18 protein-coding genes are annotated in these 21,195 nt (G+C 75.5%); 5 read left to right on the top strand and 13 right to left on the bottom strand.

Annotation, left to right across the window (positions count from 1 at the left end; all coding sequences use genetic code 11):
• Position 1 precedes the first annotated feature (1 nt).
• Both ACA514_RS12210 and ACA514_RS12205 read right to left on the bottom strand, forming a co-directional pair.
• A complete protein-coding gene (locus ACA514_RS12210; RefSeq protein WP_375041188.1) occupies positions 2-337 on the bottom strand; it encodes a DUF2795 domain-containing protein in 336 nt (111 codons plus the stop codon).
• Positions 338-364: 27 nt separating this feature from the next.
• Positions 365-1,582: a zinc-dependent alcohol dehydrogenase gene (locus ACA514_RS12205; RefSeq protein WP_285919373.1), complete on the bottom strand. Its 1,218-nt coding sequence runs from the start codon at positions 1,580-1,582 to the stop codon at positions 365-367.
• 188 nt (positions 1,583-1,770) lie between these two features.
• Between ACA514_RS12205 and ACA514_RS12200 the strand changes: the two genes are divergently transcribed.
• The 3 genes from ACA514_RS12200 (at position 1,771) to ACA514_RS12190 (ending at position 4,515) form a co-directional block, all read left to right on the top strand.
• The gene (locus tag ACA514_RS12200; RefSeq protein WP_375041187.1) at positions 1,771-2,763 is read left to right on the top strand and encodes a Dyp-type peroxidase; all 993 of its coding nucleotides are present in this window, start codon (positions 1,771-1,773) and stop codon (positions 2,761-2,763) included.
• Positions 2,760-3,554 carry a family 1 encapsulin nanocompartment shell protein gene (locus ACA514_RS12195; RefSeq protein WP_375041186.1) on the top strand — a complete coding sequence of 265 codons (795 nt, stop codon included), beginning with the start codon at positions 2,760-2,762 and terminating at the stop codon, positions 3,552-3,554. The genes ACA514_RS12200 and ACA514_RS12195 overlap by 4 nt, the downstream gene beginning before the upstream one ends.
• A gap of 151 nt (positions 3,555-3,705) precedes the next feature.
• On the top strand, positions 3,706-4,515 hold the full coding sequence (locus ACA514_RS12190; RefSeq protein ID WP_375041185.1) for a MerR family transcriptional regulator: 810 nt from the start codon (positions 3,706-3,708) through the stop codon (positions 4,513-4,515).
• Here the strand turns inward: ACA514_RS12190 and ACA514_RS12185 are convergent.
• From ACA514_RS12185 to ACA514_RS12175, 3 genes are all read right to left on the bottom strand, one after another.
• Positions 4,509-4,982, bottom strand: coding sequence for an SCP2 sterol-binding domain-containing protein (locus tag ACA514_RS12185; protein ID WP_375041184.1), 474 nt, complete (start codon positions 4,980-4,982; stop codon positions 4,509-4,511). The genes ACA514_RS12190 and ACA514_RS12185 overlap by 7 nt on opposite strands.
• A gap of 102 nt (positions 4,983-5,084) precedes the next feature.
• On the bottom strand, positions 5,085-6,398 hold the full coding sequence (locus ACA514_RS12180) for a helix-turn-helix domain-containing protein (RefSeq protein WP_375041183.1): 1,314 nt from the start codon (positions 6,396-6,398) through the stop codon (positions 5,085-5,087).
• Positions 6,399-6,573: 175 nt separating this feature from the next.
• The gene (locus ACA514_RS12175; RefSeq protein WP_375041182.1) at positions 6,574-7,704 is read right to left on the bottom strand and encodes a Ppx/GppA phosphatase family protein; all 1,131 of its coding nucleotides are present in this window, start codon (positions 7,702-7,704) and stop codon (positions 6,574-6,576) included.
• Positions 7,705-7,813: 109 nt separating this feature from the next.
• On the opposite strand from ACA514_RS12175, the gene ACA514_RS12170 reads away from it, so the two are divergent.
• Positions 7,814-9,001: a zinc-dependent alcohol dehydrogenase gene (locus tag ACA514_RS12170; protein ID WP_375041181.1), complete on the top strand. Its 1,188-nt coding sequence runs from the start codon at positions 7,814-7,816 to the stop codon at positions 8,999-9,001.
• Positions 9,002-9,037: 36 nt separating this feature from the next.
• Here the strand turns inward: ACA514_RS12170 and ACA514_RS12165 are convergent, their stop codons facing one another.
• Positions 9,038-11,386, bottom strand: coding sequence for an MFS transporter (locus ACA514_RS12165; RefSeq protein WP_375041180.1), 2,349 nt, complete (start codon positions 11,384-11,386; stop codon positions 9,038-9,040).
• A gap of 315 nt (positions 11,387-11,701) precedes the next feature.
• On the opposite strand from ACA514_RS12165, the gene ACA514_RS12160 reads away from it, so the two are divergent.
• The gene (locus tag ACA514_RS12160) at positions 11,702-12,088 is read left to right on the top strand and encodes a nuclear transport factor 2 family protein (protein WP_375041179.1); all 387 of its coding nucleotides are present in this window, start codon (positions 11,702-11,704) and stop codon (positions 12,086-12,088) included.
• 24 nt (positions 12,089-12,112) lie between these two features.
• Here the strand turns inward: ACA514_RS12160 and ACA514_RS12155 are convergent, their stop codons facing one another.
• Genes ACA514_RS12155 through ACA514_RS12125 form a run of 7 tightly spaced genes read right to left on the bottom strand, consistent with a single transcriptional unit; the run spans position 12,113 to position 20,751 of the window.
• Positions 12,113-12,964: a hypothetical protein gene (locus ACA514_RS12155; protein ID WP_375041178.1), complete on the bottom strand. Its 852-nt coding sequence runs from the start codon at positions 12,962-12,964 to the stop codon at positions 12,113-12,115.
• 29 nt (positions 12,965-12,993) lie between these two features.
• A complete protein-coding gene (locus ACA514_RS12150; RefSeq protein WP_375041177.1) occupies positions 12,994-14,193 on the bottom strand; it encodes a cytochrome P450 in 1,200 nt (399 codons plus the stop codon).
• A 32-nt stretch (positions 14,194-14,225) separates the two neighbouring features.
• On the bottom strand, positions 14,226-15,440 hold the full coding sequence (locus ACA514_RS12145; RefSeq protein WP_375041176.1) for a PucR family transcriptional regulator: 1,215 nt from the start codon (positions 15,438-15,440) through the stop codon (positions 14,226-14,228).
• A gap of 14 nt (positions 15,441-15,454) precedes the next feature.
• Positions 15,455-16,501, bottom strand: coding sequence for a polyprenyl synthetase family protein (locus ACA514_RS12140; protein ID WP_375041175.1), 1,047 nt, complete (start codon positions 16,499-16,501; stop codon positions 15,455-15,457).
• A gap of 46 nt (positions 16,502-16,547) precedes the next feature.
• Entirely contained in the window at positions 16,548-19,283 is a 2,736-nt protein-coding gene (locus tag ACA514_RS12135; RefSeq protein WP_375041174.1) for a PEP/pyruvate-binding domain-containing protein, read from the bottom strand.
• On the bottom strand, positions 19,280-19,921 hold the full coding sequence (locus ACA514_RS12130; RefSeq protein ID WP_375041173.1) for a methyltransferase family protein: 642 nt from the start codon (positions 19,919-19,921) through the stop codon (positions 19,280-19,282). Before ACA514_RS12130 ends, ACA514_RS12135 begins: the two co-directional genes overlap by 4 nt.
• Positions 19,918-20,751 (bottom strand): AfsA-related hotdog domain-containing protein, encoded by an 834-nt coding sequence (locus tag ACA514_RS12125; protein ID WP_375041172.1) that lies wholly within the window; start codon positions 20,749-20,751, stop codon positions 19,918-19,920. The genes ACA514_RS12130 and ACA514_RS12125 overlap by 4 nt, the downstream gene beginning before the upstream one ends.
• Positions 20,752-21,195: the final 444 nt, after the last annotated feature.

The raw sequence follows: 21,195 nt of genomic DNA, 5'->3' as shown, positions 1-21,195 counted from the left end.
GTCAGGGCTGCCAGCGCTCGCCCTCGTCGCCGCGGAGCTCGTCCTGGACGGGCGGGCGCTCGGTGTCGCGCATGTGCTCGGCGAGGCCGGGCTTGTTGTGGTGGCGCTGCCGGTAGGCCTGCTCCGCCGGGGTGCGCCCCGGGTCGGGGTCGATCGGCAGCGAGCGCAGCACCTCGGCTGCGCTGCCGTAGGTGCCGAGCGGCAGCGACGACAGCGCCCGCTCGGCCTCGGTCAGCGGCCGCCGCGCGTGCGCGTGCTCGACGATCCGCTCCTTGCTGGCCGGGAAGGCCAGGTCCCCCAGCAGTTCCTCGATCTGCCTCGTGTCGGCGATCTTCATGATGCTCCCCCCTGTCGCGGCCGGCCGTCAGCCGGAGACCTCCAGCGCCACCTTCGTCCAGCCCGGCTCGCGCCGGTCGAACGCCTCGTAGGCCTCGATGACCCCCGGCAGGCGCGCCTGCTGGGTGAGGATGGTGGTCGGGTCCGCGCCGCCCTTGGCGATGCGGCTGAGCAGTCCCGGCACGTACCGGCGGTGGTTGCAGTTGCCCGCCTTGACGGTCAGGTTCCGGTTCATCGCCAGGCCCAGCGGGAAGCTGGTGTAGTGCGGCGGGTAGACCCCGACGATCCCGATGGTGCCGGCCTTGGCGACCATGTCCACGGCCCAGCGCAGCGCCTCGCCCGGCGCGTCGCCGGGACGCCACTGCGCGCCGTCCTGGCCGGTGCGCGGCGCCGCCTGCGCCTGCTCGCGCTCGAACTCCCGCCGGTCCTCCCTGGTGATCGCCTCGGCGGCGGGGCCGCTCGCCGGGCTCTCGGCGTCCACCCCGACCGCGTCGATCACCCGGTCCGCGCCGATGCCGCCGGTGAAGTCCCGGACGGCCTCGACCGGGTCCTCGGCGTTGAAGTCGATGGTCTCGGCGTTCTGCAGCCGCGCCGTCTCCAGCCGGTCGGCGTGCCCGTCCACGACGAACACCCGTCCGGCGCCCTGGATCCGCGCCGACAGCACCGCGAGCTGCCCGACCGGGCCGGCGCCGAGCACCGCGACGGTGTCGCCGGTGCCGACCTCGGCGAGCCGGGCGCCGAACCAGGCGGTCGGCAGGATGTCGCTGACCATCAGCGCCTGCTCGTCGGTGACGCCGGGCGGGATGGCGACGAGGTTGGTGTGGGCGTACGGGACGCGCGCGTACTCGGCCTGCAGGCCGTCGAACGGTCCGGTCGACCGCGGGCCGCCGTAGAACGACGTGCCGGCGGACGGGCCGTTGGGGTTGGCGACGTCGCACTGGGCGTAGTAGCCGGCGCGGCAGTAGGAGCACCGGCCGCAGCCGATCGTGGACGGGATGACGACGCGGTCGCCGGGCACGAAGTTGCGGACGTCCGGCCCGGTCTCCTCGACGATGCCGACGGCCTCGTGCCCGAGGACCGTGCCCGGTTCCATCCCGGGCATCGTGCCCCTGACGAAGTGCAGGTCCGTCCCGCAGATCGCGCTGGCGGTGATCCGGACGACCGCGTCCTCGGGGCCGCGGACGGCCGGGTCGGGCACCTCGTCCAGGCTGATCTTGCCGACGTCGTGCCAGACCACTGCCCTCATGGCTCTGCTCCCTCCCCTGGCGGGACCTGGTCCTGTTCGCCCTTCCCGCAGCTCACCGGCCAAACATGGGCATTACGGACACCGGTGTCGGGTGCGGCCGCGGGCCCCCGGATAATGGTGAGCCGCACACCGCGATCTGTTCAGGAGTCGGCCATGACACGCCCTTCCCGGCCCGCGCGGGCCCGCCGGTGAGCGCCCCGCGCGCCGGCGCGTCCCAGGAGGTGCTCGGGCCGCTGACCGGCTCGGCGATCTTCCTGGTGGTGACCGTCGACCCCGGCGGCGAGCCCGTGGTCGCCGAACTGCTGCCCGACCTCGCCGGGCTGGTCCGCGCGGTCGGCTTCCGGGTGCCGGGCGGCGGGCTGACCTGCGTCACCGGCATCGGCTCGCAGGCCTGGGACCGGCTGTTCTCCGGCCCGCGCCCCGCCGAACTGCACCCGTTCACCGAACTCGCCGGCGATGTGCACACCGCGCCCGCGACGCCCGGCGACCTGCTGTTCCACATCCGCGCGCACCGGATGGACCTGTGCTTCGAGCTGGCCGCCCAGATCATGGAGCGGCTGGCGGGCGCGGTGACCGTGGTGGACGAGGTGCACGGGTTCCGCTACTTCGAGCAGCGCGACCTGCTCGGCTTCGTCGACGGCACCGAGAACCCGACGGGCGAGGACGCCCGCGCCGCCGTCGTCATCGGCGACGAGGATCCCGAGTTCGCCGGCGGCAGCTACGTGATCGTCCAGAAGTACCTGCACGACATGCGGGCCTGGAACGCGCTCACGGTCGAGCGGCAGGAGGACGCGGTCGGCCGCCGCAAGCTGTCCGACATCGAGATCCCCGACGAGCTGAAGGCGCCGGGCGCGCACGTCGCGCTCACGTCGATCACCGGCCCGGACGGCGAGGAGCGCGAGATCCTGCGCGACAACATGCCGTTCGGCAACCTGCGGGACGGCGAGTTCGGCACGTACTTCATCGGCTACTCCGCCACCCCGGAGGTCACCGAGGAGATGCTGCGGAACATGTTCATCGGCAGCCCGCCCGGCGTGCACGACCGGCTGCTGGACGTCTCGACCGCCGTGACCGGGACGCTGTTCCACGTCCCGGCGGCCGGCTTTCTGGACGACCCGCCCCCGCTTCCCAGCGACGACGGATCCCTGGGCATCGGCGACCTGAAGAGGAGCGCATCTTGAACAACCTGCACCGCGAACTGGCCCCGATCTCCGCCGCCGCGTGGGACGACCTGGAGGCGGAGATCCGCCGGACCGTCACCCGCAACCTGGCGGGACGGCGGCTGGTGGACGTCCCGGAGGCCGGCGGCGTGACGCTCGCGGCCGTCGCCACCGGGCACCTCGACCCGATCGACGCGCCCGCCGACGGCGTGCGGGCGCACGTGCGGCGGGCCCGTCCGCTGGTGGAGCTGCGGGTGCCGTTCACCGTCGACCGGCGGGACGTCGACGACGTCGAGCGCGGCGCCAAGGACCCGGACTGGCAGCCGGCCAAGGACGCCGCGCGGCTGATCGCCCGCGCCGAGGACCGGGCGGTCTTCGAGGGGTACGCCGCGGCCGGCATCGACGGGCTGCGCGCCGCGTCGGCCAACCCGGCGATCGCGCTGCCGGCCGAGCCGCGCGAGTACCCGAACGCGGTCGCGCAGGCGGTGACGGCGCTGCGGCTGGCCGGGGTGGACGGCCCGTACTCGCTGGCGCTCAGCGCGGACGCCTACACGGCCGTGAACGAGACCTCCGACCACGGCTACCCGATCCACGAGCACCTGGCGCGGCTGGTCAGCGGCGACATCGTCTGGGCGCCCGCGATCTCCGGCGCGTTCCTGCTGTCGACGCGGGGCGGCGACTTCGAGCTGCGCATCGGCCAGGACCTGTCGGTGGGCTACGAGTCCCACGACGCCACGAGCGTCCACCTGTACCTGCAGGAGACGTTCACCTTCCTGACGTACACCGCCGAGGCCGTGGTCGCGCTGGCCTGACGCGTCCCGGGCCGCGCGATGTCCCGGCCGACGTCTCACCTTCCGGCGATGTGCCGTGAATCCGCGGTCCATGACCCGACGGGCCGCGGATGACCGTGCCAACGGTCGTGAGTACGATGAGCGGATCGACCGCCGAGCCGGAGAGACGGGCATGGCTGACTTCCGAATCGACGACCTGGCGCGCGCGGCCGGCACCACGGTCCGGCACGTGCGCGGCTTCCAGGAGCGCGGCCTGCTCCCGCCGCCCCGGATGAAGGGCAGGGTCGGCTTCTACGACGACAGCCACCTCGCGCGCATCCACCTCATCGCCCGGCTCAAGGACCGCGGCTACACGCTGGCGAGCATCGGCGAGATGCTGTCGGCGTGGGAGCGCGGCCACAACCTGGCCGAGCTGCTCGGCCTGGAGCGGGCCGTGCACGACCCGTGGTCGGACGAGGAGCCGGCCCGGATGACGCTCCCGCAGGTCGTGCGCCGGTTCTACCCGGACATCCCGGAGAGCGAGCTGGAGGGCAGGGCGCCCGCCGACTTCCCGCAGCTGGGGCAGGCGGAGGAGCTGGAGTTCATCCGCTGGACCGGGGACGGGTACGAGGTGCCGAGCCCCCGGCTGTTCGAGGTCGGCGCGGGGCTCGTCGATGCGGGCATCGAGCTGGAGGCGGTCTTCGAGATCGCCGGCCGGCTGCGCGGCGACGTGGACGCCATCGCCCGCCAGTTCGTCCGGCTGACGGTGGAGCACGCCGGGCTGGACGCGCGGCTCGGCGACCGGGACGTCCGCGAGATCGCCGAGCTGATCCAGCGGCTGCGGCCGATCGGGATGCAGGCGGTGCAGGGGCTGCTGGCCCGCTCGCTGCACGCCGAGATCCAGGCGGAGTTCGCCCGGCAGATCGAGAGCCTGGGGCTCACTCCCCCGCCGGCCGACGCGGTGGACGCCGCCGAACCGCAGCCGCCGGCCGCCGGTCAGTAGTCGAACCAGCCGGGCAGCTTCGCGCCGAACATCATGTCGCCGGACAGCTTGATCTTCCCGGTCATGAACCCCTGGACGCCGTTCAGCCGGCCGGCGCACAGCCGCAGCAGCGTCGGCACCGACAGCGTGAGCGTCACCTTCGGGCCCGCCGGCGCGCCGCGCTCGCCGATGGCGGCGCCGTCGCGGACCACCAGCCCGTAGGACAGCGTGCCGCCCGGCGCGGTGACGTCCCAGCGGATCACGCCGCCGTCGTTCCCGGCGCGCTCGGCGACGAAGTGCTCGCCCATCAGGCCGAACACCCTGTCCAGGACGTCCTCGGCGCCGGCGGCCGCGACGAACCCGTCGATCGTCCCGTCGTCCACGCCGGGCGCGTCCAGCAGCTCGCGGAGCTGCTCCGGCGAGGCGACGTTCTCCAGCAACGCCTTCAGCTGGTCGGCGTCCCCCAGGTCGGGCACGGTGCTGCTCATGGCGATTCCCTCCGGTCGATGCGGCGCTTTCACGCGTCCGACGATTCCAGGGCCGCCGCCGCCGGATAACTGCACCGGAGACGAAAACGCGAGGTGCGGCACTCACCTTTGGGAAGGTTGATGCGCGGCCTTCGCCGGGCCGTTCTGGAACCAGTCAGGCTCGCCGCCGGGGCGGGTGGTCGCCTGCCACAGGCGCAGCCCCATCAGCAGCTCGACGTGCAAGGACGGGTCATGGATCTCGTCGCCGAACCATTCGTCGAGTTTGCGCATCCGGAGCCGGACGGTCTGCGGATGGACGTGCAGCCGGACCGCCGCGGCGGAGGCGTTGAATCCGCATTCCAGCATCGCCTGGAGGGTCCGCGCATACTGCGTGCGGCGATTCGGCCGGACTTTCAGCAGCGGGCTCAGCCGGCGCCGCGCGGAATCCTCGACGAGGTCGCGGTGGCGCAGTACGAGCAGGGTCGACGCGTGGTCGGCGGCGATGACCGGCCCACCGGCGGGCGGCTCGCCCGGCCGCGCGCCGCCCGGTCCGCCGTCCAGCGACCTGTCCAGCACCCCGTCCAGGGCCAGGCCGAGCGCCTGCCGCGCCCAGGCCAGCGACCGGCCGAGCGCGGCCGGTGCGACGGACGGGCCGACGGCGGCGGCGCGGTCGGCCAGGACCGGCTCCAGCGTCCGGCGGTGCGCCGGGTCCCGCGGGTCAGGGACGATCAGGCACGGCTCGGCGAGGTGCCGGCCGTCCAGGATCTGCGGCGGGAGGGTGCGCGGGCGCGCCGGTACCTCGCCGGGGGGCAGCGCGACGGCGGCGGCGCGCTGCGGCAGCGGCCACCGCGCGTCCCGCGCCAGGTCCGCGATCCGCCGGTCGTCGGCGGCGGGGCGGGCGAGCAGCGCCTCCAGCAGCTGCCGGCGGCGGCGCAGCAGCAGCCCGGCCGGGTCGCGGGACGCCTCGGCGCGGCCCTGCGCGACGGCGACCATCAACCGGTTCAGGAACGGGAACAGCGCGGAGACGACCTGCCCGTACAGGCCGGGCGGCACCTCGGCGTCGAGCGCGTCGGCGACCCGGGAGACGTGCCGGACGGCGACGCGGGTCGCGACGTTCGCGGCGTTCTGCAGGGCGCTCGCGGCACGCCCCTCCTGCACCTCGGCGGCGCCGGCCCGGCGGTAGAGGGCCAGCAGCTCCTCCGGCGGCGGTCCGGGCCGGGCGACCAGGTCGGCGAACGCGGCGATCGCGCATCCGGCGGCGAGCTCCAGGGCGTCCCGGCAGCCGGGGTCGGCGTACTCGGCGACCTCCCGGCACACCTCTTCCACGGCCTCCGCGACGATCGCGGGGACGGCCTCCCGCAGCGCGCCGGCGAGGACGGACCGCACATCCGCCTCGAGGCCGGGATCCCGTTCGATGGTGTCGCCGGGAGCATCCATCGCCCACGCCCTCTCCCGACGGCGCCCGCCCGGGCACTGTATCGCCGATCTATGTACCGCAAATTAACGGAACAAGCGTGTATGGCTCGTTCGGCGAATGTCAATACACACAAACCACGGATACACGTGCCGCAAGTTCATGGGACGGTCGTCCCGGACGCCGCCTCCGGCGGGGTCAGGCCGTGCCGACGGCGTGCAGCCGGACCGCCGCCGCCCGCTCGCCCGCCTCCGGAGGCGACGGCCGGACCGGGACCGGGCACGGCGCGCCCGCCGCCCCGCCGGCGCCCTCGAACGGCGGCCCCGCCGGGCGCCCGGCGGACAGCGCGTCGAGCCGGTGCAGGAAGATGCCCTCGCGCAGCGCCCACGGGCACACGTCGAGCCGGTCGAGCCCGAGGACGTCCATGACGGCCTCCGCGACGATCGCGCCGGCCAGGATCTGGTGCGCCCGCGACGCCTTCACCCCGCGCAGCCGCGCGCGCTCCGCGTCCGGCAGCTTCGCCAGCTTCGGGATCCAGCCGTGCAGGTCGTCGCGGTCGAGCCCGCGCGGCGCGTAGGGCCCGGCCTTGCCCTTGGGCGCGCCGCACAGCCGGGCCAGCTGGGTGAACGTCTTGGACGTCGCGACCGCCCGGACCGGGGCCGGCCGTTCGACGATCTCGGTCGCCGCCTCGCCCAGCACGGACCGGACGTGCGCGCGCAGCGCCTTGCGGGTGCGCTTGCGGACCGGCGGGCGGCCGGGCAGGTGGTGCCGGGTGAGCCGGCCCGCGCCGAGCGGCAGCGACAGCGCCAGCTCGGGCTCCTCCCCCGCCCCGTACGCCAGCTCCATCGACCCGCCGCCGATGTCGGCGAGCAGGACCGGGCCCGCCGACCAGCCGTACCAGCGCCGCACCGCCAGGAACGTCAGCCGCGCCTCCTGCTCGCCGGACAGGAACCCGAGCGTGACGCCGGTGGCGGCGCGCACCTCGGCCGCGACGTCGTCGCGGTTGGCGGCGTCGCGCAGCGCGGACGTGGCGAGCGGCACCAGCTCGCCCACCCCGGCGGCGGACGCGGCGGCCGACGCCTCGCGGACCGCGCCGATGAGCCGCCCGACCGCGGGCCGTCCGATCACGCCGTGCCGGTCGGTCGACTCGGCCAGCCGCACGGCGCTCTTGACCGACCGCACCGGTGCGGGCGCCTCCCCCGGGCTGAGGTCCGCGATCCGCAGGTGGGCCGAGTTGGAGCCGATGTCGAGGACGCCCAGGCGCAGGCGGGCCGCGTCCGCGGCGGAGGTCGAGGGGAGGTCCGCCGGGGTTTCCGGGAGGGTTGCCATGGACGTGGGTTACCCCCGATTCGCCCGTCCAGTCGGGCCCGCCGCCCGCCGACGTTTCTCCCCGGTCCCCCGGGTAGTCCCGCCCTAGACCCGCTCTAGGAGGAAGACGATGAAGGCTCTCACCTGGCACGGCAAGCGCGACGTCCGCGTCGAGAACGTGCCCGACCCGAAGATCAAGGAGCCGGACGACGCGGTCGTCCGGGTCACCTCGTCCGGGATCTGCGGCTCCGACCTGCACCTGTACGAGGTGCTCGGGCCGTTCATGAGCGAGGGCGACGTGCTCGGCCACGAGCCGATCGGGATCGTGGAGGAGACCGGCCCCGAGGTCAAGCACGTCAAGCCGGGCGACCGCGTGGTCATCCCGTTCAACATCTCCTGCGGCCGCTGCCACATGTGCGGGATGAAGCTGTACGCGCAGTGCGAGACGACCCAGGTCCGCGAGAGCGACATGGGCGCCGCGCTGTTCGGCTACACCCGGCTGTACGGGCAGGTGCCCGGCGGGCAGGCGGAGTACCTGCGGGTCCCGCAGGCGCACTTCGGGCCGATCAAGGTGCCGGAGGGGCCGCCGGACGAGCGGTTCGTCTACCTCTCCGACGTGCTGCCGACGTCCTGGCAGGCCGTCCAGTGGGCGGAGATCCCCGCGGGCGGGTCGGTGACGGTGCTCGGCCTCGGCCCGATCGGGCAGATGTCGGCGCGGATCGCCCGCCATCTCGGCCACCGGGTGATCGGCGTCGACCTCGTCCCCGAGCGGCTGGAGATGGCCCGCCGGCACGGCATCGAGGTGATCGACGCCGGCGACGCCGACGACGTGCCGAACGCGGTCCGGCAGATCACCGGCGGCCGCGGCACCGACTCGGTGATCGACGCGGTCGGGATGGAGGCGCACGGCTCGCCGGGCGCGAAGCTGGCCCAGACGCTGACCGGCCTGCTCCCCGGCAACAGCGCGGCGCCGCTGATGCAGCGGATGGGGGTGGACCGGCTGTCGGCGTTCCTGACGGCGATCGAGGTCGTCCGCCGCGGCGGGACGATCTCGCTCAGCGGCGTCTACGGCGGCATGACCGACCCGCTGCCCATGCTGCAGATGTTCGACAAGGGCATCACGCTGCGGATGGGGCAGGCGCACGTCAAGCGCTGGATCGACGACATCATGCCGCTCGTCACCGACGACGCCGACCCGCTCGGCGTCATGGACTTCACCACGCACCGGGTGCCGCTGGAGAAGGGGCCGCAGGCCTACGAGATGTTCCAGAAGAAGCAGGACGGCGCCGTCAAGGTGCTGTTGCAGCCCGGCACGTGACCGCGCCGGGCCGCAACAGCCCGTCCCCCTGTTCGGCTACTCGCCCCGGCGGTGGGACAGCACGACGTCGAAGTCGTCGCGTCCGGCGCCGGACAGGTCGAGCGGCACCGCGACCGGCGGGTAGCCCGACGCGATGACCGTGTAGTCCTCGGGGGCGAGGCCGTCGAACGCGTAGCCGCCGTCGGGTCCGGTGCGGGTGGTGGCGACGACGTTGCCGGCCTGGTCGACCAGCGACACGTGCGCGTCGCCGAGCGCCTCGCCGCCGCGGCCCCGGACGGTGCCGCGCAGCGCGGGCGCGTCCGGCAGCGCGATCTCCACCGGGGTCGGCGCGCCGCCGGCGACCTGCACCAGGCGGGCGGCGGGACGGCGCCCCGCCGCGCTGACCGTCAGCGTGTAGCCGCCGGGCGCGAGGTCGGCGAGCGCGAACACGCCGTCCTCGCCGGCGACCGCCGAGCCGACGACCTCGCCGCGGGCGTCGGTGGCGACCGCGACGGCGCCGGCGACGGGCCCGCCGGCCTCGTCGCGGACCGTCCCCGACAGGCCGCCGATGCCGCTCAGCACCAGCTCGGCGTCGGCCGGGCCGTCGAGCACCGTGACGGTGGCGGCCTCCGGCTGGTGGCCGTGCGCCGACCCGACCAGCACGTAGCCGCCGGCCGCGGGGGCCGCGATCGCGTACCCGCCGTCGTCCGCGCTGGCGACCACGCCGAGCTGGCGGCCGGTCGCGTCGATCAGCGTGACGGTGGCGCCGGGCAGCGGCGTCCCGTCCGGGCGCAGCACCCGGCCGCGCACCGCGGGCCCCTCGACCGCGGTGGACGGCCCGGCCGCGACCGGCGACGGCGCGGGCCCGGACGGGGTCGCGGCCACGGCGGCCGCCGCGGGCGCGGTCGGCGCGGTCGCGGCGGCATGCGCCGGGCGTGCCACGCGGCGGCCGGACGGCAGGAACAGCGCGAGCACGACGCCGATGGCGATGGCGCCGGTGGCGATCAGGAAGGAGATCCGGAAGCCGGTCATGTCCGGGACCTCGGCGCCGCCGAAGTGGAGGGTGTTGCGAGCCAGGACGGTGCCGAGGAGCGCGCTGGAGACCGAGGTGCCGATGGAGCGCATCAGCGTGTTGACGCCGTTGGCGGCGCCGCTCTCCGACGGGTCGACGGCGCCGAGGATCAGCGTGGGCAGCGCCGAGTAGGCCAGCCCGATGCCCGCGCCGACGATCGTGGAGATCAGCGCGACCTGCCACACCGCGCCCATCAGGCCCTGCGCCGCGGCGTAGCCGCCGCCGATCACGATCATGCCGAGGATGAGCGAGGTCTTGGCGCCGTACGCGGCGGAGACGCGCGCCGAAAGCGGCGAGACCAGCATCATCGCGACGCCCATCGGGGCCACCGTGAGGCCGGCGACCAGCAGCGACTGCCCGAGCCCGTAGCCGGTCGCCGTCGGCAGCTCCAGCAGCTGCGGCAGGACCAGCGACATGGCGTAGAACGAGACGCCGACGGTGATCGCGGCGAGGTTGGTCAGCAGCACCTGGCGGCGCGCGGTGGTGCGCAGGTCGACCAGCGGGTCGCGCAGCCGCAGCTCCACCACGCCCCACAGCAGCAGGATCACGACGCCGGCGGCGCCGATCCCCAGCGTGCGCGGGTTCGTCCAGCCCCAGTCGCCGCCCTTGGTGATCGGCAGCAGCACGGCGAGCAGCCCGGCCGTCAGCCCGATCGTGCCGGGGAAGTCGTAGCGGCCCTGCGCCCGCACCTTCGACTCGGGGACGGCGAACAGCACCAGCAGGAACGAGATGACGCCGAGCGCGGCGGAGCCGTAGAAGAGCATGTGCCAGCTGAAGTGCTGGGCGATGTAGGCGGCCACCGGGAGGCCGAGCGCGCCGCCGACGCCGATCGAGGAGCTCATCAGCGCCAGCGCCGAGCCGAGCCGCTCCCTGGGCAGCGAGTCGCGCATCAGGCCGATGCCGAGCGGGATCGCGCCCATCGCGAAGCCCTGGATCGCGCGGCCCGCGACGACCAGCAGCAGCTCGGAGCTGACCGCGGCCACCAGCGAGCCGACGACGACGGTGCCGACGCTGACGAGCATCATCCGCTTCTTGCCGTACAGGTCGCCGAGCCGGCCCATGATCGGGGTGGCGACGGCGCCGGACAGCAGCGTGGCGGTCATCGCCCAGGTCGAGTTCGACAGCGAGGTGTGCAGCAGCTGCGGCAGCTGCCCGATGACCGGGATCAGCAGGGTCTGCATCACCGCGACGACGATGCCGGCGAACGCCAGGACGGCGATCAGCACTCCCGATCCGCGTTCGGCGGGCAGGCCGAGGTCGGGTTCGTGGCCGGCGGCCGCGGCGGCGGAGGGAGCGGCCGTGCGCGGGTGCTGGGCGGTGGCGGGCTGGGACACGCTGTTACGCCTCCGGGAGGTGGATCGGACCGTGCGGCGGGGTGGGGCGCCGCGCTCTGGGCGGCGCGCGCACCACGAGATCAAGGGAGCGCGGGCCGGTTTCATTCCCGCGGCCGGGAGCCGCGACGGAGAATGAGACCAGCATCACTCTCCGCGAAGACCGAAATTTACCGAAAGAGGCGGAGGGATGAGAAAAAGGAGTCAAGCCGGTCAGGTGAGCGTGCCCCCGGCGCGCGGCTCCGAGGCATGATCGCATTAGGCTCGCCGGGACGCCGCCCGGCGCGCGCCGACGACACCGAGCACGGAGGAGCCCCGATGCACCCATTCCGCGCGGCCATCGAGCAGGGCGACCTCGGCGCCCTCCCGGACCTGCTGGCCGAGGACGTGCGGTTCCTCAGTCCGGTGGCGTACGCGCCGTACGACGGCCGTCCGGTGGTCACGGCGATCCTGCGTGCCGTCACCCGGGTGTTCACCGACTTCCGCTACGTCCGGGAGATCAACGACGGGCGCGACCACGCGCTGGTGTTCAAGGCGCGGGTCGGCGACCGGGAGGTCCACGGCTGCGACTTCCTGCACCACGACGACGACGGGCTCATCGACGAGTTCTGCGTCATGGTGCGCCCGATGTCGGGCGCCAGGGCGCTGTCGGAGGCGATGGCGGTGCAGTTCGAGGCCGCCAAGCGCGAGATGGGGCTCGCCTGACGGTCCGGCGCTACGGGCCGCCGGTCACCTCGCCAGGCCCAGCGCGGCGTATCCGGCGAACGTCAGGAGCAGGTGGAGCGCGGGCGCGGCGCACGGCCGGCGCGCCCTGCCGAGCAGGAACCGGCCTCCGGCGACCACCGGTACCACCATGGACAGGAGCGCGGCGGGCGTCCATGCGGGCGGAGCCTGTGACCGCGCGACGAGGAGACCGGCCGACAGTGCGGGCGCGGCGAAGGCGACGGCGACGCTCGCGTCGAACCCGAGCGGCTCGGTACGAGCCCGCTCCCCTGGGCGCGGCGCACGCGTGATCTTCTTCGCCAGTTCGGCGTATCCGGCCGCGAGGACGGCCACGACGACGGCGAGGGCTCCCGGGCGGCCTGCGCCGTGCCCGGCCGCGTCCAGGTACCCGGCGTACAGGTAGGCGTGCAGCAGGACGGGGGCGGGCAGGCTGACCAGCAGGTTCACGACCAGCCGGTCCCCGGGCGGCCACCGCCACCGCCGGTGCGCGGCGAGCACCACCGCACCGTACGCCAGCTGGCCGGCCAGGAGCGCGGCCCGCCACGGCCATGCCGCGTTGAGCGCGACGACGACCGCGGACCCGGCGGCGTAGAGGACGACAAGGTCACGGACCCGGACGGCCCCGGCGGGCAGCGGGCGTTCCGGATGGAACCGCCTGTCGTGCTCGACGTCGCGGACGTCGTCCAGCGCCCGCATCAGCAGAAGGTCCAGGAAGACCGTGACGGCGGCGACCGCCGTCCCCCCGTCGGGCCGCCACCGCGCGGTAAGCGGATCGAGGGCGGCGAACAGGCCCGTGACCCCGTAGGCCCACGCGGCGGCGAACAGCAGCGACGGGACCGGCGGATGTCGTCCGGACACGAACCGCCTGACGCGCCGAAACCAGCCGCTCACCGGCGGGGCCTCGGCCGCCACGTCACGGGCAGTTCCCAGACGCCCCGCACGAACATGCGGTCGCGCCAGCGGAGCCGCGCCGGGTCGATCGCGAGGGCGAGGCCGTCGAGGCGCCGGAGAAGCGCGGCGATCGCGACCCGCAACTCCATCCGGGCGTGCGGCGCGCCGAGGCACATGTGGCGGCCGTGGCCGAAGCCGAGGTGCGGGTTGGGCGAGCGGCCGGGCCGGAACGCGTCGGCGTCCGGGAACGCGTCCGGGTCGCGGTTGGCGGCGTCGGTGAGCGGGACGACGACGTCGCCGCGCCGCAGTTCCGCCCCGGCGAGGCCGGTGCCGGCGAGGACGACGTGGGGCCGCCCGCCGGTGCCGCCGAACCAGACCCAGCGCAGGAACTCCTCGACGGCCGCCGGGATGCGGGACGGGTCGGCGCGCAGCGAGGCGGCGAGTTCCGGACGCGCGATCAGCTCCAGCACGCAGGCGGCCAGGAAGTTGGAGGTGGTCTCGCCGCCCGCCATGAACAGCCCGAGCCCGAAGACGGTGATCTCGTCGTCGCCGAGCCGTCCGGCGCCGGGCGCGGTCAGCAGCCCGGTGAGCAGGTCGCCGCCGGGGTCCCCGGCGGCGATCGCTGAGCGGCGGGCCGCGATCTGGGCCGAGAAGTAGCCGAACATGCCGGCGCGGGCGGCCTTGACCTCGGTCTCGGGGAAGTGTCCCGCCGACATCAGCGCGCTCACCCAGGGCAGCAGCATGCCGAGGTCCCCGGAGGGAACGCCCAGCATGTCGCAGACGAGGGCGTACGGGAGGGGCGTCGCGAACCGGGCGATGAGGTCGGCGGGCGGGCCGGCGGCCTCCAGATCGTCCAGCAGCCGTTCGGCGGCGGCCTCGGCGCGCGGGCGGTCCGCCTCGGCGCGGCGGGCGGTGAACCGGCCCTGGACGGCGCGGCGCCGGCGCGTGTGCGCCGGCGCGTCGGAGGCGGCCAGGGCCAGGGACGCGGCGTCGCGGGCGAAGAGGGTGCCGCCGGTCCAGGCCTCGCGGCCGAACCGGTCCCCGGCCAGGACGGCGCGGACGTCGGCGTGCCGGGTGACCAGCAGCGCGCGGTGGCCGCCCGGCAGCTCGACGGGCGTCAGCGGCCGCTCGCGCAGCCGGCGCAGGTGGCGACCGTCCAGCGGGACGCCGGGACGGTGCGGCAGGGGGAAGTCCAAGGCCGGCCTCCGTGGGGGGAAGGTAAGGGGGGTCAGGCGCTCAGCGGCGGCGGCAGCGACGCCTCCTCCGCGCGGCGGCCGTCGCGTTCGAGGCCGGCGAGCCGCGCCGAGGTGAGCGCGGCGCGGAACAGCTGGATGCCGCGCGCGGAGCTCGGGTCGATGCCGGACAGGTCGCGGATGCGGTCGAGGCGGTAGTGCAGCGTCCGGCGGTGGATCCACAGCTCCCGGGCGGCGCGCTCGCGGTCGAGGTTGCAGGCGAGCAGCACCTCCAGGGTCCGCCGCAGGTCGGTGCCGGCGTCCAGCGGGGACAGCACGGCGGCGAGCCGCTCCCGGATCCCGGGCTGGCCGAGGATCGCCAGCTCCACGAGCAGCTCGTCGGCGCGGTAGGGCCGGTCCTCGGCGTCCGGGATCGCCTTGACGACCGTCAGCACCCTGGACGCCTCCTCCAGCGCGTCGGGGATGCCGCCGAGGTCGGCCCGCAGGGACTCGGCCGCGTGCACCGGCCCCTGCGTCCAGGCGGCGAGGACGGCCACGAACTCGGCGGCCAGCACCTCGGCGCGCACCGGGTCCCCGGCCGGGAACAGCACGACGAGCTCGGCGAGGTCGCCGGAGTAGAGCACGTCCTCGACCGCCTCCAGGTGCTCGCGGGCCCGCGCCCACTGCGCGGCGGTGGCCGCCCCGGAGCCGGGCGCCGCGCACAGCAGCACCAGGTAGCAGGGCGCGAGCGCGACCCCCGCGGCCTCCGCGATGACCCCGGCGGGCGCACCGTCGATCAGGGTCTCGGCGAGCAGCCGGCGCAGCGGGCGGGACCGGACGCCCTCGCGCGGCGCGTCCGCGTACCCCTGGATGCACGCCTCGCGGGCCCGTCCCGCGAGGCGCGCGGCGCGCCAGGTCGCCTCCGCCAGCTCGGTGAAGCACCCGGCGGGCGCGGCCGCCCAGCAGGACCGCGCCGCCGCCGCCAGCGCGACGTCCCACACCTCCGACAGCACCGGCAGCGGGATGCCCTGCCGGGCCGCCATCACCCCGAGGTCGCGGAACCGGGCGAGGTCGTCGGCGGGCAGCGGCCCGCCCGCCGCGACCCGCGCGAGCAGCCGCGCGGCCGTCTCCTCCCGGCCGCCGAACAGCGGCCCGGCGGTGCGCCGGATCGGCTGGTGCGCCGGGTGGCCGGCGAGCGCCTCGCCGATCGCCGCGGCGACCCGCGGGCCCTGCGCCGCGAGGAAGTCCGGCAGTCCGCCGGCCGAAGTCATGCGGTGTCCTCCTCTCAGGCCACGGCCAGCCGCAGTCCGGGCAGGTGCCCGGCGGTCTCGTCGACCAGGTCGTGCAACTCCCGGACGCACGCGGGGTCGCCGCCGAGCAGCCCGAGCAGGTCGTGCGCGTGCCCGACGAGCGGCGCGACGGACGCGGCGTAGCCGTCCAGGACGTCGTCGTCGAGCATCCAGGCGGTCAGCTCGGCGCGCGCGCACGCCGAGTGGCGGGCGCCGGCGTGCAGCGCGAGGGCCTCCCGGCGCCGCCCGGCGGGCAGCGCGGCCAGCAGGTGCGCCAGCAGGTAGGTGGCGGTGCCGTTGGCGAGGTCCTCGTGCCGCCCCGAGGCCAGGTCGCGCTGGTCGTTGACGAGCTGGCGGAGCACGCCGAGCCGGCGGCCGAACGCTCGCCAGCCGCCCGCCCGGCCGTCGCCGGCTCCGGCCAGCCGCGCGGCGGACGCCGCCGCCATCGCGTACGGCGCGCCCGTCTTGCCCGCGTAGGCGCGCAGCACCGACGCCGGCGTGGCGGCCGAGGGGCGGTCGGTGAGGTCGCGCAGCTGGCCGTCCACCGCGTCCAGCCAGGCCCGCGACACCTCGCCGGCGAGCCCGCTGCGGACGGCGTCGTTCACCGGGAGGTCCGCGACGAGCCGGACCGGCAGGTGCCCGCCCACCGCGAGCGCGGTCAGCACCCGCTTGGCGACCGCGGCGTTGCCGGGCGAGGGGGCGCCGGGCGCGTCGGTCAGGTCGTCCAGGTAGCGGGCCGCCGCCCACCACAGCAGATGGACGACGGCGAGCGGGCGTGCGGGCTCGGGGTCGCCGGTCTCCGCGCCGTGCACCAGCATCGGCAGCGCGACCATGCCCCGCAGGCCGGGCCCGGAGCCCTTGGCCCGGACGACCTGGAAGAAGTCCAGCAGGAACTCCGCCATCGCGCCGCCGACCATCTCGCGGCCCTCGTCCAGCCCCATCGCCCGGCCCTCGGCGAGCCGTTCGCACAGCCGGCCGATCTCCGCCTCGACCTCGGCGGCCACCCGGTCCTGCGCGGACCTGCCGAACGCTCCTTCTTCCACGTGCCGACTCCTCATTCTTCGCGGGGTTGTCAGGCGGTGCCGGGGATCAGCCCGCGGCGCCCGCGGGGGCGCCGAGGATCCGGACCGTGCCGGACCGCCCGTCCAGCTCGATCCAGGCGCCGTCGGGAATGCGGGCGACGGCGCCGCCGACCGCGACCGCGGTCGGCACGCCGAGCAGCCGTCCCGTGACGGCGGTGTGCGAGAGCAGGGTGCCGCGCTCGACGACCAGCCCGGACGCGGCGATCATCAGGGCGAGCCAGCCCGGGTCGGTCTCGCGGGCGACGAGGATGCGGCCCGCGCAGTCGCCGGGCGGGACGCGCGGGTCCAGCACGACCTTGGCGCGGCCCCGGACGGTCCCGCCGCCGGAGCCGAGCCCGCGCAGCGTGCCGTCCTCGACCGCCTCGCCGTCAGGGCCGAGCGGGCGCGCGTACGGCAGCGCGGCGGCGGCCGGACGCGCGGCGGGCGCCGACAGCAGCGGGGGCGGCGGTGGCGCGGCCTGGTTGCGGACGCGTTCGGCGCGCCGCAGCGCGGCGAGCCCGCGCAGGTCGCCGCCGGGCAGCGTGCCGTCGAACGCGCCGACGACCTCCTCCACGGTGAGGTCGGCGACGTCGAGCGGGTCGTCGAGCAACCCGGCGGCGGCGAGCTCGCCGCCGAGCCGCCACATCACCTCGCGGGACAGCCCGAACAGCTGGGTGCGGCAGAACCGGGCGTCCTCCCGCGCCCGCACGGACCAGCGCATCATGCGAAGCAGTACGCGCAGGACGGCCCGTCTGGCCGGGCCGGGGCACGATTCGCGCAGCCGGCGGCGGGCGTCGGCGGCGGCCCGCGCCTCGCCCACCCGGTTCGCGGCGACCGTCGCGCCCTGCCGGACGAGCGGCCGCAGGATCGCGGCGGTCGTCCAGGGCCGCTGCCGCGGGGTCGGCTCGTCGAGCTTGAGGTCGTGCACCGCCCGGTCGCCGAAGCGGCGCAGGTAGGCGCGCGCGGACGCGGCGAGGAAGGAGCCGTGCCGGCCCGCGGCGACGTCGTCCCAGACGGCCCGCAGATGCTCCTCGTCGGTGCGTCCGCCCAGGTCGTCGGCCAGCAGGGCGGCCTTCAGCGCGGGCACCTCGGCGGCCCGCTCGGCCAGCGCGATCGCGGCGCGGGCGGCGGCCAGCGACCGGTTCTCCGGGCCGCCGCACAGCAGCCCGGCGAGCAGCTCGGGCCCGGCGCCCGTCCAGCGGCGCAGCAGCGCGGTGCCGGCCCGCAGGAGCAGCAGCCCGTAGACGCCGTTGGCGAGCGTGACGCCCCACCGCACGGACACCTCGCCCCAGACCCACCGGTACAGGGTGATCAGCTCGTCCGGCGAGTACGCGTCGAGCGGCCGGGCCGCGGGACCGCGGACGTCCGCCATCAGCGCGTCCCACCAGCGCAGGAAGCGGACGGTGGCGCGGCGGTGCCCCGCCGCCCGCCAGGCGAGCGCGGGCAGGGCGGCGGCGACGCGGGCGCGCGGCCACCGGCGGTCCGCGCGCACCTCGCCGGTGATCCCCATCCCTTCCTCCCAACCGGCCCGGACCAGGTCGAACACGGGCAGCTGGCCGTGCAGTTCCTGCCAGTCGTCCAGCCGGTAGTAGACGCGGCCGTCCAGGTTCCCGACCATCCGGGCGAGCCGGTGGCCGTTGGCGCGCAACCGCCGCGCGGACACGCCCATGCGCCGGTACAGGTCGGTGAACGCGAGCTGGTAGAAGATCCGCGCCTGCGAGTAGGTCAGCGCGCCGGACACCCCCGGGAAGCTCTCGGTGATGTTGTGGTTGCCCCAGTGGACGCGCGGTCCTCCCGCGTGGTCGGCGGTGGCGGCCATCGGGCGGGCCTGGACGAGATGGACGGCGCCGTCCGGTGTGATGGCGCCCTCGACGTCCTGAGGGCATCCGAACAGCCGCTCGACGCGCGCGGCCAGGCCGGTGACGCGCCTGACCTGGTCGTTGGTGAGGACCGGGCCGGCGCGGAGGTTTTCCGGGACGGGGACGACCCGCGGGCCGTCCTCGCCCTCCCCCGGCGGGCCGACCATCCGCTGCTTGGTCACGACCTCGGCGTCGACGCGTCCGGTGGCGGGGTCGACGAAGAAGTGGTCGACGTCGGCCCGCTCCTGGACGACGCCCTCGCCGATGCCGTGCGCGGCGGCGATGACGTGCCGGCGCGCCCCGTCCCGCGGGTCGCGGGTGAACGCGACGAACGACCGCGTTCCGGCGACCATCCGCTGGACGCCGACCGCGACCCGCGCGCCCGCCGGATCGATGCCCCGGAACTCCCGGTAGCGGACGGCCTCGGCCTTGAACGCCGACGCCCAGCAGCGCGCCACCGCCTCCAGCAGCCCGCCGCGGCGGACGTACAGGAAGCTGTCGCTCAGCCCGGCGAACGGATCGCCGTCCGCGTCCTCGCCCGCCCCGTCCGGGCCGGGGACGACGCAGGCGCGCACGGCGACCATCCCGCCCTCGCCGACCAGTCCGTCGAAACCGGCGAGCAGCCGGGCGGCGAGATCACCGTCCGGGACGGCCGCGGCGAGCGCCTGCGCGGCGAACGCGCACCACTGCGCCACCGGGACCGCCGAACGCGGCGGCAGGCCGCCGCTCAGGCCGTCCAGCGCCCGGTCGAACTCCGACACGGGCACGCAGAAGAACTCCGGCACCGCGAAACCCGCGTCGCGCAGCGTCTCCAACCGGGCGAACTTGTGCCCGACCTCCCCCGCTCCCATCGGCCCCGCGCCCATCGGCCCCGCGCCCGTCGATTCGGCCGGCACGCCGCTCACCACACCTTCGGCAGCACGCGCGCCCGCCCGGCGGCGTACCGCGGATAGCCCGGAACGTCCCAGAGCGCCCGTTCTTCCACGCGGATCCTCCAGACGACCGCCGCCGCCAGGAGAGCGAAGGCAGCCGCGCTGAGCGGGTTGAGGAAGAAGCAGGTGAAACCGAGGTTGGCGAGCAGCATCCCCGCGTACGCCGGGTGACGGACCGTCCGGTAGACGCCGCCGGTGACGACGCGGTGGCCGTTCTGCCGCATCACATGGTGCGAGTAGAACCGGCCGAGCGCGCGGATCGCGGTCTGTCGCAACGCGACCCCGCTGACGAACACCATCGCGGGGATCGCCGACCACGGGGACGCGCCCGGCCACGGGGACGGCCCGAAGCAGGCGGACGCGATCAGCAGGAGGCGGGCCAGCGCGTACGGAAGGAGCGTCCGCGCATCAGCCGGGGCAGCGGTGGCGCGGCGGAACGTCACCGGCGCCTCCAGCAGCAGCCATGCCAGGTACAGCGTCGCCATCGCCGCCGCCTGCGCCTCGCCGCGCCCGACGCGGACGGCCATCGCGGCGACCAGCACGGCGGCGCCGGCGGCGAAGAGGAGGCGGGGCGCGAGCAACAGGGCCCTCTCGGTAAGCGGATCGTTCATGACGACCGGGTCCGCTCGTAGCGCTCCGGGTCGACGGCGTACGCCTCGTAGGTCAGCGACCCGAGGCCGGCGCCCGTCGAGGCGTCCGCGAGCGTGACCGCGCAGCGCGACCGGGGTCCGGCCACCCGGGCGACCGGCCAGCGCAGCATCAGCGGGACGGACCGGTCGAGCCGGAACGGCACGTCCATGCGCAACGACACCCATAGCAGCCGCGCGTCCATCGGCCTGCCGTGATGGCTGTGCTCCAGCATCGTGGCGAACTGCCGGCCCGCCTCGACGATCTGCACCGGCCGCCAGCCGTCCGGCTCCTCCCCCGGCCGCCGGAGCACCGCCGCCTCCACCGTGCCGCGCCCGTGCCGCACCGGCTCCCCGACCAGGATGTTCTCGGGACGGTGCCGGTGCACGAGCAGCGCGGGCGCCTGCCGGGACGGCGGGATCACGGCGGGGCGGCGCGCGGCGTCCGGCGGCGCGCCCGCGGAGTCGTCACCGTTCGCCGGGGCGGCGCCCTCGGCGAACGCGATGGAGCCCGCGCACACCTCCCGCGCGGCCTGCCGGGCGGCGACCGTCCACGCGCGGTTGCGGCCCGGGACCGGGCGGCACGACAGCGTGGTGCCGCGGTCGAGTTCGCAGAACCGGGTGAAGTCGAGGCCGGCCACCACCCGGCCGGCCCGCCGTCCGCGCGACCGCGCCGCGTCGGCGCGGACGGCGAGGTCCAGCATGCCGCTGAACAGCAGCATTCCCGGCACATGGTCGAGCGGGTGGTCGAAGTAGAAGGGATCGGACTCGTCGACGACCAGCTCGCGGAATCGCTCAATGACGGACGCGGCCATGCGCCCTCCCTCCATAATCAGCACCATGCCCTTGCCGGGCGGCCACGGAAAAGGCCGTCCGGCACCGTTACCGGAAGCACGGAAAATCCGGCGGGACGGCCGTCATCCTGCTACAGAAATGAGCCCGGATGAACTGCACCCGTGGGCAGTCCGGCCGCCACGGGTCTTCCCAGACCGGCAAGGCGCGGCCCGGCGGGCAGCGCCCGCGGCGGCCACATCCGGTCCGGAAACCGCATGTCAGGACCCACTTGCAGCAGCGGCCCCGGAGCCGGCCCGGCGGCGACCGGGCCGCCGTCCAGCCGGAATGCGCGTGAAATGCGCGCGATTCCCGCGATGGGAGCGCGCAGGTAAAGACGCGAGTCGCACAAGATGTATTTTTAAATCATGGCCGCATCATTCCGCCCGCGCCCGGCTTTGTGACGTGGCCCACAATTATTCTGGCAG

This window comes from Actinomadura sp. NTSP31 (genome assembly GCF_041951385.1).
GTDB lineage: Bacteria > Actinomycetota > Actinomycetes > Streptosporangiales > Streptosporangiaceae > Spirillospora > Spirillospora napierensis.
Note: the sequence above shows the minus strand (reverse complement) of the source record. Positions and strands in the feature narration are given on the sequence as shown.